The organism is Citromicrobium sp. JLT1363, from assembly GCF_000186705.1.
Lineage (GTDB): Bacteria > Pseudomonadota > Alphaproteobacteria > Sphingomonadales > Sphingomonadaceae > Alteriqipengyuania.
Genome location: NZ_AEUE01000010.1, coordinates 51354 through 66587 on the forward strand (window position 1 = coordinate 51354; position 15234 = coordinate 66587).

Sequence of the window (15234 nt, forward strand, 5' to 3'; positions counted from 1 at the left end):
CTTGATTCAGAGGGAAAGTGGCCGCACCACCTCGATCCCACATGAACGAACAATATTTGCAGGCGGAATAATGGAAGATATCGCGCGCGAGCAACGGCACCGGGAGAGCCGCGATCTGCGCAAGCTCGATCTGAACCTTCTGATCATTTTCGAAACTGTCTATCAGACCGGCAGCGTCAGCCAGTCGGCGCGCGTGCTGGGGATGAGCCAGCCGACCGTCAGCAACGCACTTTCGCGGCTGCGCGGGCATTTCTCCGACCCTCTCTTCGTCCGGATGGATCGTGGGATGAAGCCCACTCCCAAGGCGATGAGCCTGCTGCCGCCGATCACCGATGCGCTGGGCGCGCTGCGCAGGGGCCTGGCTTACGACAGCGATTTCGACGTCGCCACGGCCAAGCGGCACTTCCGCCTGCTGCTTCACGATTTCAGCGTTCCGTCGGTTCTGCCTCCGCTCGTCAGGGCGCTCGACGAGGCGAAGTCGGCCTGCACCGTGGAGGTGATCACACCCGATTGGGAACGGCCGCATGAAGCGCTGACCCGCGGGGATGCGGACCTCATCATGGATATTTCTCTGCAGGAGCAGCCAGGCGTCACGCTGGAGCCACTGATGGACGCGGATGCGGTCTGCATCGTGCGCGAGGGGCATCCCAGGATCGGCCACGAAATGTCGCGCGAAGATTTCGCCAATAACGGGCACGCGGTCCTGCCCAGGCAGATGCGCCTCCATCTGCCCACCGCCCGACAGGTGCGCGCGGCAGCGATCGACCGGCGGGTCGGCGCGATCCTGCCCAACGCCGCGAACCTTGCGACGACCGTCGCCACGACCGACCTCATCGCCATCGTGCCCCGGCGCTACGCTGAGCTGGTTTCGCCGATCTATCGCCTGCGGATCCTGCCCGTGCCCTTCGAGTACCCGACATCCAAGGTCTTCCTGGGTTGGGCGACGGACAAGGAAGACGATCCCGGCGTACGCTGGCTTCTCAATCATATCCGGGCGACGTTTTCGAATTGAAGCCTGCCGGGTTCATCGATGCGCGGACGCATCGGGCAGCGCGCGTGACGGTTCGGCTTTCCGGCGCGGCAGTCTTCAGCCGAGCATGGAAATGACCATGATCGATGCAATCGCCGGCGGCACGACGAAGCGCATAACGGGCAACCAGCGGCAGGAAGATGTTCGCCGCGACATAGTCCTGAACCACGTAGATGGTCCGGCCCGGCAGCACGCCGAAGGTTTCGAGCGGATGGAATTCAGCCCACCGATCGAACGACAGCACCGATCCGACGCTGACCTTTACGCCCGACGTCCTCGACTGACGGGCCGGAGCTAACCCGGGGCGGCCTGCCTCACTCGCCGCGGCCCCGAATGCCGGCCACGGCCAGGGCAATCCCGAGCGCAAGAACGGAACCGTCAACTGCGGTCGGCACGATGCCTTTCACCCCGTGCTCCACCAGCCACAGGCCGGCCGCGACGACCAGACAAGTGCCCGAGCCCAGCAGGAGCCGGGGATACAGCACGCTCGCACGGGCCGGCAGGGAAAGAAACAGCGCGAACGCGGCCGCCCATCCGCCAAGACAGGCGGCCAGCGCCAACTCACCAAGGCCGCTTGCCGCAACAAGCGTGGCCGCCGATAGTCCGAGAGTCAGCCCTGCGGTCATGCCTTGCCAGGCAGCGTTCAGACGCGGGACCGGACGCCCCTGCTGCCGCCGCCGGGCGAACCAGATTTTCATCCCCGAACTGGTCACCCAGGTCAGGGCCAGCGCCATTACGAAATAGAGCAGCTTCACCGGATAGCCGCCGAAAGTGCCGTAATGCAGCGGCTGGAGCATCGCCAACGCTCTGATGCCGCCCGGCGCTCCCGCCCCGCCATAGGATTCGATGAACGCTCCCGAGTTCCGGAAGATCAGCGACTGGCTCTGGTCCAGCAGACGCTTGTCCAGCACGTTGACCGTCGTCACCCCGCCCGCGTTGGCCGGTTTTTGCACGACCAGCAATTCGACGGGCCGACCGTCTGTGCGGGCGGTTTCCACCATCGACGCGATCAGGGGGAATTCTTCGAGTGCACGTCCCTCCACCGGCATCGGCCCCTGGATGCTGGCCAGAGCGCGCTCCTGATCGCCCTCGTACGCGATCATGGCCACGGCCCCCACGATCAGCCCGGCAAGACCGAGAAAGCCGCCGGTGAAGGTAAGCACGAGATGGAACGGAAGCCCCCAGACGGACAGGCGGTTGTGCACGTCGGTCCAGGCGGTTCGCTTGTTGCGGTCCACGCGCAGCTTGAAGGCATCCTTGAAAATCGTCGGGTGGGCCAGGATTCCCGAAATGACGAGGCTGAACATGCACACGCCAAGCAGCCCGACAAGATAGCGCCCCCAGGGCGTGGGCAGATGCAGGGCGACGTGCAGTTCCTCGATCAAATGAGCGAGCGGCGCCTCTGCCTTTCCGAGAAGCGCGCCGGTCTGCGGGTCCGCTATCCAGTTGGTCTGCTGGAAGTTTCCCTGCTCGTCGGTTTCGTTGAGCCGCACGAGCAAGGCAGGCGCAAACTCGCTCGGCCCATAGGCCACGAGGCTGTCCAGATCCCCATCGGGGTCTCTTGCGGCATATGCTCCTTCCAGTGCGTTCTGATAGACCTCGCCGCTCACGGAAGCGACGGTCGGTGCCCACGCATTCTCCCACAGTTCGATCTCGTGGGCGAAGACCGTGAAGGCTCCGGTCAGAGACACGATGTAGATCAGCGCAGCGAAGGCAAGGCCCAGGATCGAATGGGATTCGATCATCCGTGCCACGAAGCGGCTGTTGCCGGCCTTGCGCGGTGTGTTCGCTTGCGCGTCCAGTGCAGTTTCCGGGTCGGTCATAGCGCCAGATACAGCCCAGCAAACACGGTGAAGACGACGATTGGTGCGCCCAGCACGCGGAAGAGCCTCAGGTCGGCAGTCGCGTGCAGCGCGCCGAGGGCCCAGACCGCGGGGACGACGAAGCCCCCCATCATCAGGCGATTGACCTCCTCCCACGGCAGCTTGGTGGCCAGCACCGCACTGACCGAAAGCGAAGCCGCAAGGTAAAGCGGGCCAGCCGCAACCAGGCGCAGCGCCAGGCCCAGCTTGCCACCGCGCGCTGCCCTGGTCCTGCTCTTGCGCGAACGCGCGACCGGAGTGCCGATCTGCCGGGCAGTCAGCAAACGCGGCACAAGGAGAACGTAGGCGACCAGCGAGACCGACAAGAATGCGCGGCTAATCCCGAGGGCCGCGCCAGAGCCGGAGACGAACGCCGCGACCGACGCGGCCAACAAGGCCAGGCCGATGACGAACAGCGGTCCCGGAGCCACCCCGGAGCGCGCCCTCGACCAGGCGTACAGGCCGGCGAACTGGGCTCCAATTCCTGCAAGGGCGAGCATGAGCGCGGCGTGCCCCCTAGAAGTCTACGTCGAGCCGGACTGCGACGGTGCGCGGATCGCCCAGCCGGGCCACTTCGTCACCCGGAACCGAGAAATTGACGAAAGAGTAGTATTGCGCGTCGAGCGCGTTGCGCACGTATGCGCTCAACCGGAAGTTCCGCCACGCGAAGCCGAGGCGGGCATTGACCAGCACACGCTCGCAGCATTGGTTGACCGCGAAATTCTCGGCCAGGGCATAGACGCTGGACTGGTAGCTCGCATCCACCCCTCCGAAAAATCCGTGGTCCGATCGATAGGCGACCCCGAGATTGCCCGACCATCTGGGGGCGAAGGGGAACCGATTGCCCTCGAAATTCTCCTGGTTGGATTCGCTTTGCGGCAGGCCCGGATCGAAATTGCCGTTGGGAAAGTCGTCGAATTCGGTGAAGGAATAGCCGACGCCGCCGTAAATCTCGAACGCGTCGGTCACATCGAAGGAAAGATCGGTCTCGAAACCGTAAAGCGTCGATTCCCCCGCATTCACCGTCCGCGCGAAGGTCGGGAAACCGGGGATGGGTTCGCTTACCTGCTGGTCCGTCCAGTCGGAGTAGAAGAGGTTGGAGTTCCAGCGCAGGCGTCCGTCCATCATCGTGGTTCGCGCTGCGAGTTCGTAGTTCCAGAGATATTCCGGATCGAAGGTGTTCACCGAACCGTCGATCACGCTGATTTCCCCGCCGCCCGCGCGGTAGGCGCGCTGCACGACGAAGGAGAGGTTGGTATCCGGATCGAGATTCCAGCGCACACCGGCCTTGGGCAGCCAGGCATCGTAGGCTGCATCGATCGTGCTGGTTTCCGTGCCTAGCAGCGGGGCGAGATAGCCGAACTGCGGAGGAAGAGGATCTACGGTGTCGGTGGTTGCGCTGGCGATATTGCGCAGCTCTTCGTTGTCGTACCGAAGGCCGAAAAGCAGATCGAACCGGTCCGACAGGCGAAACTCGCCGTCTGCGAAAAAGGCGAAGTTTTCGGTTTCGTTATCCGTATCCGACACGCGCGAAATCAGGATGCTGGCGGGCAAGGCCGGATTCAGGATGGTGGCGGGCACGACGAAGCTGTCGGTAAAGCCGTCCTTGTTGGTGAAATAGTAGAACCCGGCCACCGCCGACAGGCGGTCGCCGAAGTACTTCAGTCGCAGCTCCTGCGACCAGGCCTCGTCGTCCCCCGTCCTGTCCAGCGCTGCGACGGGCGCTGGCGTGACGTCGAAGTCTTCCTGGCGAACATAATCGGTGTTCTGATAGGTCGTGATCGACTGCAGCTGGATCGCCGACGATACATCCCATGTGGCATTTACCGACTGGATGAAGGTATCCGTGCCCTCGAGCCCCGGGGTGTCGTACGCGACTTCGCGGACCACATCTTCGGCGGCAAGCGGGTTGCCCGGATTGCCGTTCGTGGGATCGAGGCTGTCTTCGCCGGCAAAGTTCTCCGTGTAGGAGGTGGTGGTGATGATCGAGAGATTGGCTGCCGGTTCGATCAGCAGCTTGAATCGGCCCGTTTTCAGTTCGGTCCTGTCGGCCTCGGCATCGAGGAAGGTGTTGTAGATGAAGCCGTCGCTTTCGCGGTAGTTCGCAGAGGCGCGGAAGGCCAGGAGGCCGTCGATGATCGGCCCACCGGCCGCAGCCGCGATCTGGCGCTGGCCGTTGTCGCCGATCTCGCCACGCAGGCGCGCATTCCATTCGTAGCCCGGATCACGCGTCCGCAGGTAGATCGCTCCCGCCAGCGCGTTGCGTCCGAAATTGGTCGATTGCGGGCCACGATAGACCTCGACCTGGCCGAGATCCCAGCTGTCGGTCGGGCCGAAGAACGTGGTTGAATTGCCGAGCGGGGAATCGTCGACATAGACCGTCAGCGTCGCCCCGTTGCCGCCAATGCCGCGCTGGTCGATACCGCGAATGGCAAAGCCCTGCTCGCCGAAGGCCGCTGTCACATTCGGGACCCGGGTAATAATGTCGTACAGATCGCTGACCGGTTCGCGTTCTATTTCCTCGCCGGTCGTGACATCGACGCTTGCCGTCACCTCCTGCAGGGACTGGTCGATCTTCTGCCCTTCGACAATGATGACGGATTGATAGTCCGAAGCCTGGGGATCGGGGCTTTCCCGATCACCGATGTCCGCAGTCTGAGCCGATGCCGCAGTGGCGAATGCGAAGGTCGATACCCCCAGAAGCAAGGCGAGGCGCATGGATTTCCCTGTTCATCCCGAGTCGTTGCGCGCGCCCTAGGACTACTTCCGGTGAATGTAAATGCGACTTACTAGCATTTGCGAAAAGGCATCGCTGGAGACTGGACAGCGGTTTTTCCTCCGCTGCCTGCACGAGCCCCACCGGCACCCGCGCGACTATCCCATATGGGATATTCAACCCGCTCGCTCCGCACAGCATTCCCTGCCGACCATTCACAGCAAGGGATCGCTGCAATGAAGCACTCAATCATGACTGCCATGGGCCTCGCGCTCGTGGCGACCTCCTTCACCGCACCTGCGGACGCCAATCCGTTCAAGCGGCTCAAGAACAAGGTCGAGGAGGTCAAGAAAGAGGTCGAGGAAGTGGAAGAGGCTGCCGATGCGGTAGGCGATATGGTCGACGCCGTGTCGGGCGATCGCCGGGTGGGTGGCCCGGTCATCGGATCGAATGGCCCCACCACCCGCACGCGCTACCCCAAGACCGCAAGCCACGGCGACTGGAAGGGCCGCGCACCGGCGGCTCCGGCGAAGTATGCCGGGATGACCCAGTGCGAGAATCTGAACCTGGGTAATGCCTTCATCGCAAAGGCGGGCGAATACACCTTCTCCAAGGGCCTCAACACGGAAACGCGCAGCGGCTTGATCGAACGCGAGCCCGTCCAGCCCAACGGCTGCACGCTGCCCGGCGTGGGCTCGGGCGACGTCATCTACGTCGAGGTCGACCGCGGCAACTTCAACACGCACGAATACAACATGCAGTGCGTCTCCTTCGACGGAAGCCAGCAGTTGGATAGAGCGTGGGTCCCACCGACCAACAATTACACCGGCAAGGACGTGATGCTGCACACGGGCAACAGCCTGGGCTACGAGCCGACGGCGACCGGGAGCAATTCCACGCGGTCCGGAGAGTACGATAAATGGCTGAAATCTCGCGGTCGGGAGATGATCACCTTCAACATGCCTTATCTGCACACGGACAAGGGCGGCACGGATTTCTACTGCCAGTACTATAACGACAAGACCGGCAAGAGCGCGGTCGCCTTTACCTATCGTCGCAGCCCGGTGGGCCGCCCCTGAAGCAGACAACCTCCTGCGCGGCGGCCCCCTACCCAACCCTTTTATCCGTCGCGCACACACATTTCACGGAGAGAAACCATGCGTATTTTCATCGTCGCGAGCGCCGCGCTCCTCGCATTCGGAACAGCCCCCGCCGCCTATGCCCAATCGAGCGGCACCGAAGTGGCCAAGGACGGCGCCTGCCCCACCGGCTTCAGGGCGTCGGGTTCCAAATGCGTGTCGAGCAGCGGCAAGGTCGCCATCGTCAAGCTCGGCAGCTGCCCGAAGGGCTTCAAGGCGAGCGCGAACTACTGCGTCGGCGACAAGGGCGCCTATGCCGAAGTGCGCAGCGGCAGCTGCAAGAACGGGCTGAAGACCGCCGGCAAGTACTGCATCAAGGACTAGAAAGTCCTCACACAAGAAGGAACGGAGGGTCGGCAGCGATGCCGGCCCTTTTTTGCTTGCTGAAAGGGCGAAAGACGCCCGCGATATCCCATGTGGGATATTCCGCTTCGCCGCCGGACTTTCCAAGCCCCCTGCCGGATCGCATCACGCAGGGGTCGAATCATGTCTCAGTTTTCGAAGAATTTTCGTCGCGCGCTCGTACTGGGCGGGGTTTCCAGTCTCGCTCTGGGGACGCCGGCACAGGCAGCAACAGGCACTGCGCCAACCAATTTTACCTTTCGGAATAGCGGCAGCAACTGCGTCATTGATGCAACGTGGACCGTCACCGGCACCACCGACGATAATGGAAATAATATCGACTTCACTTCGATCGAACTAACCGATGGCTCGGGCAATATGTTAGGTTCAACAGGCACCGGTACCTCCGTTGGATCGACGAGAACCCTCCAGGGTGGCTTCGGCGTTAACAGCCAGACTACGGCTTCGGGGCCGATCTACATGGCGCAATACGACGTTGATGGGTCGAGCAATCGGCTAAGTCTATTGGGTCGCACCACCGTTGATCTTAATCAGATGGCTGCTGCCGGCGGTGCGTGCGCTACCCTCGCTGCAAATCTTTCTGCACCGGCCAACAATCCGCCGGTAGCCGATGCGGGCAACGACCAGAATGTCGCGCGAAACAGCATGGCGCAACTCGACGGCTCGGGTTCGAGAGATCCCGACGGCGACCCGCTGACCTATAGCTGGACGCAGACCAGCGGCCAGACGGTCACGCTGACCGGAGCGAACACGGCCACCCCCAGCTTTGCGGTGCCCAATGTCGACCGCCGGGGCGCGACCTACGTCTTTGAGCTCACCACCTCCGACCCCAGCGGCGCGACCGCGACCGATACCGTCCGGATCGTCGCCCCCGCCAACCAGCAGCCCAATCCGGATGCCGGCCCCGACCAGACCGTGCAGGGCGGCAGCACCGTGACGCTGGACGGAAGCGGCACCACCGATCCCGAAGGCGATCCGATCACCTTTGACTGGGCGCAAAGCGGCGGGCCCACGGTCACGCTCAACAACCCGAACAGCGTCAGCCCCACCTTTGTCGCGCCCGCAGCGACGAACAGCCCGCAGGTGCTCGAATTCACGCTGGTCCCTGGAGACGGCGTGCCGAATCCGCCCAACGGCGTAATCAGTGTCGATACGGTCTCCATCACAATCCCCGCCGCACCCGTCAACGGCACCCCGACAGCCAATGCCGGTCCCGACCGCACTGTGCTTGGCGGGCAGACTGTCAACTTCGACTTCTCGCAGTCGAGCGATCCGGAGGGTGATCCCCTCACCTACAGCTTCGTGCAGATCAGCGGGCCGCAGGCGACCATCGTCAGCGCCGTCGGAGCCGGGGCGAGCATCGAGGCGCCGCCGACCGCAGCCAGCGCCCAGACGCTGGTCTTCGAACTGACCGTCAACGATGGCACTTCGAGCGACACCGACACGGTGACGGTGACGGTCGAGGCCAATCGTGCCCCGGTCGCCGATGCAGGGCCCGACCAGACGGCGCAGGGCGGCTCGGTCGTCATCCTCGATGGCACCGGATCGTCCGACGAAGGGCAGTTCACCTACACCTGGGTCCAGACCGGCGGCCCGACGGTGACCCTCGATAATGCCAACCTTGCCCGCCCGCGCTTCACCGCACCGGCAGGCCAGGCAACGGCGACCCCGATCACCTTCGAACTCACCATCGACGACGGGATTGCGACTGCGACCGATAGCGTTGTGGTCACGGTTGAAGCCAATACCGCCCCCGTTGCGGATGCGGGGGCCGATCAGGGCCCGATCGACAGCGGGCAGACCGTGACGCTGAACGCGACCGGGTCGAGCGATCCCGAGGGCGATACGCTGACCTACAGCTGGACGCAGGTTTCCGGGCCGAGCGTCGCGCTCAGCAATCCTTCGGCTGCGAACCCGAGCTTCACCGCGCCCGACGTCAATGGCCAGGAGAACCTCGTGTTCGAACTGGTGGTCAACGACGGGCAGGTGGATTCGCCTGCGGACAGCGTAACCATCGCCGTGCGCGGCCTCGGCACGATTACCATCGTGCAGCAGGTCATCGGCGCGGACACCACCGTCGGCTATACCAGCACGGTGCCGGGCCTGCCTGCGAGCGCCACCACCAGCGGCGGGACGGCGACCATCGCGGCGACGGATATCGCCACAGGAAGCTACAGCTTCTCCGTGAACGACCTGCGGGCGCAGGGGTACGCCCTCACCGCGCTCGCCTGCAACGATGGCGACAGCACCGTGTCGCTCGCCAATGCCAGTATCGCACTGGCCCTCTCGCCGAGCGAGGATCTGGTGTGCACGGTCACGCTGACCAATTCGCGCAGCGCCGCGCAGCAGGCGATCGGCGAGTTCATCGGCGGGCGCAACGCGCTGCTGCTGGCCAACCAGCCGGACCTGCAACGCCGCCTCGGCAGGCTGCGTGGCAGCCAGTCGGCCAGCGGATCGGCGCGGGTCGGTCAGCTGCCGGTCCCCGGCAGCCAGTACCTGCCCGCCCAGATCGAGATCGACCGGGCGAGCAAGTCGGTCACCACGAGCCTCGCCATGGCGAAGCAGGCGATGGGCCTCGGCGGATCGGACCGCTCGAAGCTCGACATCTGGGCCGAGGCCAGCGTTTCCGACGTGACGATCGGACGCAACAAGGGCACGTTCGTGCTCGGCTATCTCGGGCTCGATTATCTCGCCACGGACGACATGCTGATCGGCGCGCTGGTCCAGATCGACGATTTCGACAACGAGGCATCGGGCCTGGGCGCCGCCCTCGCAGAAGGCCATGGCTGGATGGCCGGACCTTACGTGACGGCACGCCTTGCCGAGCGGTTGTACGTCGATCTGCGCGCAGCCTACGGGCGTGCGGACAACAGCGTGTCGCCGCTGGGGACCTTCGTGAGCGCGTTCGACACCGAACGCTTCCTGATCAGCGGCTCGGCCATCGGCGATGTGCCGCTCGGTGGCGGGTTCGGGATCTGGCCCGAAATCGGGGTCCGCTACATCAGCGAGGATGTGGAGGACTATGTCGATGCGCTGGGCGTTGCGATCCCGGGCACGCGGATCGACCAGGGCGAAGTCGCCTTCAGTCCGCGGCTGGCCTACCGCAAGACCTTCGCGAGCGGCTGGGCCATCGCACCCTTTGCCGAGATTGAGGGGCTGCTGACCTTTGGCAGCGATGCGTTCTCAGCGGTCGAGGACGGGCTGCGGGCGCGGCTCATGCTGGGGCTCGACGGCAGTGCGCCTGCCGGCCTGCGCTTCGGCGTGCGGGGCTTCTACGACGGGATCGGGGAGGACGAACTCGAAGCGCTGGGCGCCAGCGTCACGGTGGGCTTCAACTTCTGATCTTCCTCAAGGTCGCAAACAACGGAAAGGGCGGCTTCCCGGCGAGGCTGCCCTTTTCCGATTCCTGTCCGCCCGCCTCAGCGCCTGAGGGCGTCCACCGCCGCAGCGGGGTTCTGGAACACCAGAAAGCTGCCCGCATCCGCGATCGGGGCCGCAAGTTCGAACCCGAACCGCTCGGCGAAGGAACGCGCCAGCCCCTCGGTCGCCAGACGGTCCTGCGCGCCGCGAAGGACGGTGACCGGCGGGGCAACGTCGCAGGCGAGCGCGCTCCAGTCCGAGGCATAGAGCTGCAGTTCCTGCATCGCCGCGGCGAACCCGTGTTCGAAGATCGCGAGCGATGCGTCGCGCAGGAATTCCCGGTTGTCGGGCTGCGCAGCAAACGCGTGATCCGCCGCGGAATCCCTGAAGAAGGTATCCATGTAATTCCCCAGCAGTCCCTTGCGGATCTTGGCGACGACGGCCCTGACATAGAGGCGCATCGCGGCTGGCAAGCGCCGGGTGAGTTGCAAGGGCAGGCGGTGCCCGATGCCGAGCATGGCCAGTTCCTCGTCGGTGCTGATCGGCAGCGCAGGCCCGGCGATCACCACCCTCTCGCACAGATGCGGGAACTCCCTCGCGAAGGCGAGCGCGAACGCAGTCCCGCCCGAGGCGGCAAGCAGGCGCGCCCGGCCGATCCCCAGCTGATCGAGCAGGTGAACCATCCCCCCGGCGAAGGCGATGGCCATGTCCTCTCCGCTCCCTTCCTCCGCCGTCCGGCCGCAATAGGGGCGCCAGGGCGCGATAACGCGAAGATTGGCTTTCTCGAGTGCCTCCACGGTCGCCGGCGGGAGGAAGGGTCCGCCGAACAGCGGATGGAAATAGAGCACCGGCGCACCATCCGCCGCCCCGTAGAAGTTCACCCGGGTTTCGACCTCATCGAGCAGGAAGGTCTGGCTCGGGTGGCGCAGCGCATCCTGGCCGGAGACTTCGCGCCGGAGGCCGGTCAGCCCCCGAAAGCCCCCGTAGAGCGCGATCAGCTCGCCTTGCGAGCCAAGTTCCAGCTTGTGCAGCAAGCGTTTCAGCTGGTTGCGCACCGTCCCTAGCGAGGTCTCCCGCTCCTGCGCCAGAAGCCGCAGGTTTCCGCGTTCGAGCACTTCGCGCACGATCGCCTGTTCCGCCGGCGTCAGGGCAAAGGCCTGCGCGAAGTGCGCGGCGCTTTGCGCCTCCCAGCGCAGCGGCACCGGGCATAGTTCGACTGCCGCAGAATCGTTCGCGCTGCGGCGGGCGAGGTGCGGAGTCGGGCGATCGCAATCGGGCGACAGCAGCAGGCCGATCACCGCCTGCCGCTCCTCCCCCTCGCCGATCATCTTGAGGATGGCGCGGTCTTCGCGTGCCCGGTCGGTCAGCCAGACACGCTCGGGCAGCGAATCTCCCGGGCCTGCATCGTGAATGGCGGCCGTCGCCGTCAGCAATCTCAGCCTTTGGTCCAGCAGGATAGTGTGCGCCTCGCCATCCGCGGTGGCGTCACCTCCGGGCAGAGCCGCGCCGCTCAGGATCGCATCGGCATTCTCGAAGTGAAACGACAGCCGCGCACCGCCATCGGCGAGCGCACCTTTATCGGCAAGCTGCGTGAGAACCGGCCTCAGCGAGAGCAATTGCGACGGGTCCGCCGCGACCGCGTAGATCCGGGCAATGAGTTCGTCGTGGTCGCTCGCCTTGCTCATGAAGCATCTGGAATCCCACTTGAACCCGAAGACGCCATCTATGGCTTCAGCATGCTCGCAGAGCAAGGCATGGGGGCCACCCCGCTGCCGGGATGGCCCCCGGCGGGACTGACGACGGCAAGCCATCGTCGGATCGCAAACGTCCCGCCAAGCTCGGCGATCTCAGTGTTTCGCGCACCCGGACGGTGCGCGTGCCGCACGCCCTAGCGGCGGGAAATATCGCGCGGCATGTCCCATCTGGGACATTCCCATCCGCCCGGCGCGGTGCTGTTTGCGGGCGTCAAAGCCCAGCGGATCGCAACGCAACCATGACCAGGCACGCCAGCTCGACCGAAATCGAGAAGATCGTCGCGCAAGCCTATTCGGCGATCGCCAGCCCCGAGAGCGTTATCGAGCTTCTGGGACCGGTATCGCGTGTCGCATCGGCCGGAGCCGACGGGGCCTCCGCGCTCGAAGTGCATCTCGAAAATGCCGCCGACATCATCGATCGGGTCTATCCCCTGACGCCCGACGATCTCGCCGATCTCACCTTCCGGCAGCCCGGCGAATACGACAGCGATCTGACCATCGATGCGCAGCGGCGCATCCTGCACATCGCCGGGGGCCTGTTTTCGGACCCGGCTTTTGCGCAAGGGCGCTTCCTGCCCGCCTGGGCATTGTCCCATGGCGCGGAATCGGAGCGCGTTCGTGACGCCCTGCCCGCCGGCGACAATCCCGGCCTCGTGCGCATGGCGGACGGGGAAGACGATCCCCAGGGCATGTGGTTCATGGTCCGCCGCAGAGATCATGACGCCAGCGTCCACTTCGATTTCTTCGCGCTGCGCATGCAGTGGAACGACGAACACGGACTGAGTTTTCAGGATGCCCTGCGGCTGAGCGATGTGGAAACCATGCTGCTGCGCCACCTGGTTCGCGGCGGGTCGCTGCGCAGCTTTGCGGATGCACGCGGGCGCTCCATCGGCACCGTGCGCAACCAGATGAAGGTGCTGCAGCGCAAGCTCGCCGTGCGATCGAAGGAAGAAGTGCTGCTGCTCTACGCAGGATTCGTCAGCACGCTGGAGGAAAGCTCGAAAAGGGCGAATGCCGCAGCGCACGTCTGCGCCAATCTGCTGACCACCTCCACCGGAACGATCGCGTGGGAAGAGATGGGCGATCCCGAAGGGCAGCCGGCCGTCTTCTTCCATCCGCTGGAGGGTGCCCTCCTCCCCAAATCCGCCAATGCCGTTTTCGAGCAAGCGGGCCTGCGCATCATCGCGCCCTGGCGGCCCCATTACGGCGACACCAGCGGGCACGGCTTCGGCCTTGCCGGGCTTTCATGCTTCGCGGAGAACGTGCAGGCCCTGCTGGATCACCTGCAGCTGGCGCGGGCGACCGGCTTCGCCACACAGGCAGGGGCGCCCTACATGTTCGCCTGCGCCAAGGCTTCGCCCGCGCGGTTCGACCGGATTGTCGGTGCCGGTGCCTTCCTTCCGGTGTCCGGCGAAAAAGAGATGGCGATGATCCCGCTCAGCCATCGCCTCTCGATCGCAGCCGTCAGATCGACGCCCACGTTCGCCCGAATGTACCAGCGCGGCATGCGCGCCTCGATCGGCAAGGGATCGTTCCACCGCTTCATCGACAATTTCTACGCCGGGCACGAGCGGGAGCTGGCGGCGGTCAGGAACCCCGAACTGCAGAGCGTCTTCCGGCGTTCGGCAACCTATGCGCTGACCCGCTCGATCGACGGCGCGATCGACACGATGCAGACCTGGGCCAGCGACTGGTCGGGCCTGCTGGTCGATCCGAAGGTCGATCTCACGCTGATCTACGGCACCCGCGACGCCAACATGCCGCCAGGCCTCGTCGCCGCTGCATCCGAAAGACTGTCGCTTCCCAAGGCCATGGCCGTCGAGGGCGCTGGCAGCTTCCTGCTGATGGATGCACCGGACAAACTGGCCCAAGTGCTTCGTCGAAAGGCGGATGGTGCCGCATGGAGGACGAAGAAGACGCTCTGATCAGTCGCCATCCTCGAAAATATGCTGTATCGCGTCGTCATGACAGATCGACACGAAGCTGTTGTCGAAGAGGTTCTGCAATCGTCTTCCAGCGCCGCGCATTCCGTGGTCGCGGCCAGCTGGTGTCGTTCGGGCCTCAAGCACGGGCTGGACGCCGCAGCCGATCGCGTGCCGGAGCTTGTTTCGGGTCGCGATCTGACCCAGCGGCGCCAGCGCCACGAGGTGATGCTGGATGTCGCCCGGCCCTTGCTCGACCAGTTGTTTCAGACCGTGTCCGCCACCGGGTGCGCGGTGATGCTGTCCGATAATGAAGGTGTGATTCTGGAGGCGCGCAGCCTGTCCGGCGACCGCGAATTGTTCGACCAGGTCGGGCTGACGCCGGGTGGGGTCTGGAGCGAAGGCCGCGAAGGGACCAACGGAATCGGGACGTGCCTGATCGAAGGCCGACCGATCACGATTCATCGCGACGAACACTTCGCCAGTCGCAATATCGGCATTAGCTGCATGGACGCGCCGGTGCGCGACGCCACGGGACGGTTGATCGGGGCCCTCGATATTTCGAATTGCCGCGACGATCACAGCGCCGCGATGGGCATACTGGTTCAGAAGATCGTCCAGGATGCAGCGCGCCGGATCGAAAGCGGCGTCTTTCGCAAACACTTCGCCGCGCATCGGATTGTCGATGCCAATCTGCCGGGCGGCGATGCAGCCCTGCTGGCCGTGGATCGGGACGATCTGGTGATCGGCGCAACCTTTGCCGCAAGGCACCGCTTCGGGCTGACCGACGCTTGCCTGGAAGCGCGCCGTACAGCTTCCGACATTCTCGGTCGTGAAGAAGCCCTGTCCTTCCACGACTCGGAACGGGCGGTGTTGCGAAGGGCACTGGCGCAGGCCGATGGCAACGCCACTCGAGCGGCAAAGGCTCTCGGAATAGGGCGTGCGACGCTCTATCGGCGGATGGAAAAGGCAGGCTTGCAGCGCAGCTGACGCAGGGACAGGCCAGAGTGTCTCGATAGCGAGACAGTTTGCCGAACCAGTAACCGCCCGGCTCTGTTCATCACCGCCTTTTCGCGGAACCATCATCC

The 15234-nt window shown here is 64.7% G+C and carries 11 protein-coding genes; 6 read left to right on the forward strand and 5 right to left on the reverse strand.

Features of this window, described 5'->3' with window-relative positions:
- Nucleotides 1-70 precede the first annotated feature (70 nt).
- A complete protein-coding gene (locus ADAD_RS0114475) occupies nt 71-1012 on the forward strand; it encodes a LysR family transcriptional regulator (protein ID WP_010415240.1) in 942 nt (313 codons plus the stop codon).
- Here the strand turns inward: ADAD_RS0114475 and ADAD_RS0114480 are convergent.
- From ADAD_RS0114480 to ADAD_RS0114495, 4 genes are all read right to left on the reverse strand, one after another.
- Nucleotides 981-1274, reverse strand: coding sequence for a hypothetical protein (locus tag ADAD_RS0114480; RefSeq protein ID WP_029140169.1), 294 nt, complete (start codon nt 1272-1274; stop codon nt 981-983). The two genes, ADAD_RS0114475 and ADAD_RS0114480, sit on opposite strands and share 32 nt — an antisense overlap.
- A 70-nt stretch (nt 1275-1344) precedes the next feature.
- Complete coding sequence (locus ADAD_RS0114485; RefSeq protein WP_010415245.1) at nt 1345-2853, reverse strand: PepSY-associated TM helix domain-containing protein; 1509 nt, start codon at nt 2851-2853, stop codon at nt 1345-1347.
- On the reverse strand, nt 2850-3392 hold the full coding sequence (locus ADAD_RS0114490; RefSeq protein ID WP_010415248.1) for a hypothetical protein: 543 nt from the start codon (nt 3390-3392) through the stop codon (nt 2850-2852). Before ADAD_RS0114490 ends, ADAD_RS0114485 begins: the two co-directional genes overlap by 4 nt.
- Before the next feature lie 16 nt (nt 3393-3408).
- Nucleotides 3409-5610 carry a TonB-dependent receptor gene (locus tag ADAD_RS0114495; RefSeq protein ID WP_010415251.1) on the reverse strand — a complete coding sequence of 734 codons (2202 nt, stop codon included), beginning with the start codon at nt 5608-5610 and terminating at the stop codon, nt 3409-3411.
- A gap of 234 nt (nt 5611-5844) precedes the next feature.
- Here ADAD_RS0114495 and ADAD_RS0114500 point away from each other — a divergent pair, with 234 nt between their 5' ends.
- The 3 genes from ADAD_RS0114500 (at nt 5845) to ADAD_RS16470 (ending at nt 10452) form a co-directional block, all read left to right on the forward strand.
- On the forward strand, nt 5845-6687 hold the full coding sequence (locus ADAD_RS0114500; RefSeq protein WP_139020481.1) for a hypothetical protein: 843 nt from the start codon (nt 5845-5847) through the stop codon (nt 6685-6687).
- A gap of 78 nt (nt 6688-6765) precedes the next feature.
- The gene (locus ADAD_RS0114505; RefSeq protein WP_010415255.1) at nt 6766-7071 is read left to right on the forward strand and encodes a hypothetical protein; all 306 of its coding nucleotides are present in this window, start codon (nt 6766-6768) and stop codon (nt 7069-7071) included.
- A gap of 573 nt (nt 7072-7644) precedes the next feature.
- Nucleotides 7645-10452 (forward strand): PKD domain-containing protein, encoded by a 2808-nt coding sequence (locus ADAD_RS16470; RefSeq protein WP_010415256.1) that lies wholly within the window; start codon nt 7645-7647, stop codon nt 10450-10452.
- Nucleotides 10453-10529: 77 nt separating this feature from the next.
- On the opposite strand, the gene ADAD_RS0114515 is transcribed toward ADAD_RS16470, so the two are convergent.
- Nucleotides 10530-12155 carry an alpha/beta fold hydrolase gene (locus ADAD_RS0114515; protein ID WP_010415258.1) on the reverse strand — a complete coding sequence of 542 codons (1626 nt, stop codon included), beginning with the start codon at nt 12153-12155 and terminating at the stop codon, nt 10530-10532.
- 308 nt (nt 12156-12463) lie between these two features.
- Here ADAD_RS0114515 and ADAD_RS0114520 point away from each other — a divergent pair, with 308 nt between their 5' ends.
- Together ADAD_RS0114520 and ADAD_RS0114525 are read left to right on the forward strand one after the other, a co-directional pair.
- Nucleotides 12464-14149, forward strand: a complete 1686-nt coding sequence (locus tag ADAD_RS0114520) for an alpha/beta hydrolase (RefSeq protein ID WP_010415260.1) — start codon at nt 12464-12466, stop codon at nt 14147-14149.
- A 39-nt stretch (nt 14150-14188) separates the two neighbouring features.
- Nucleotides 14189-15136 carry a helix-turn-helix domain-containing protein gene (locus ADAD_RS0114525; RefSeq protein WP_029140170.1) on the forward strand — a complete coding sequence of 316 codons (948 nt, stop codon included), beginning with the start codon at nt 14189-14191 and terminating at the stop codon, nt 15134-15136.
- Nucleotides 15137-15234 lie beyond the last annotated feature (98 nt).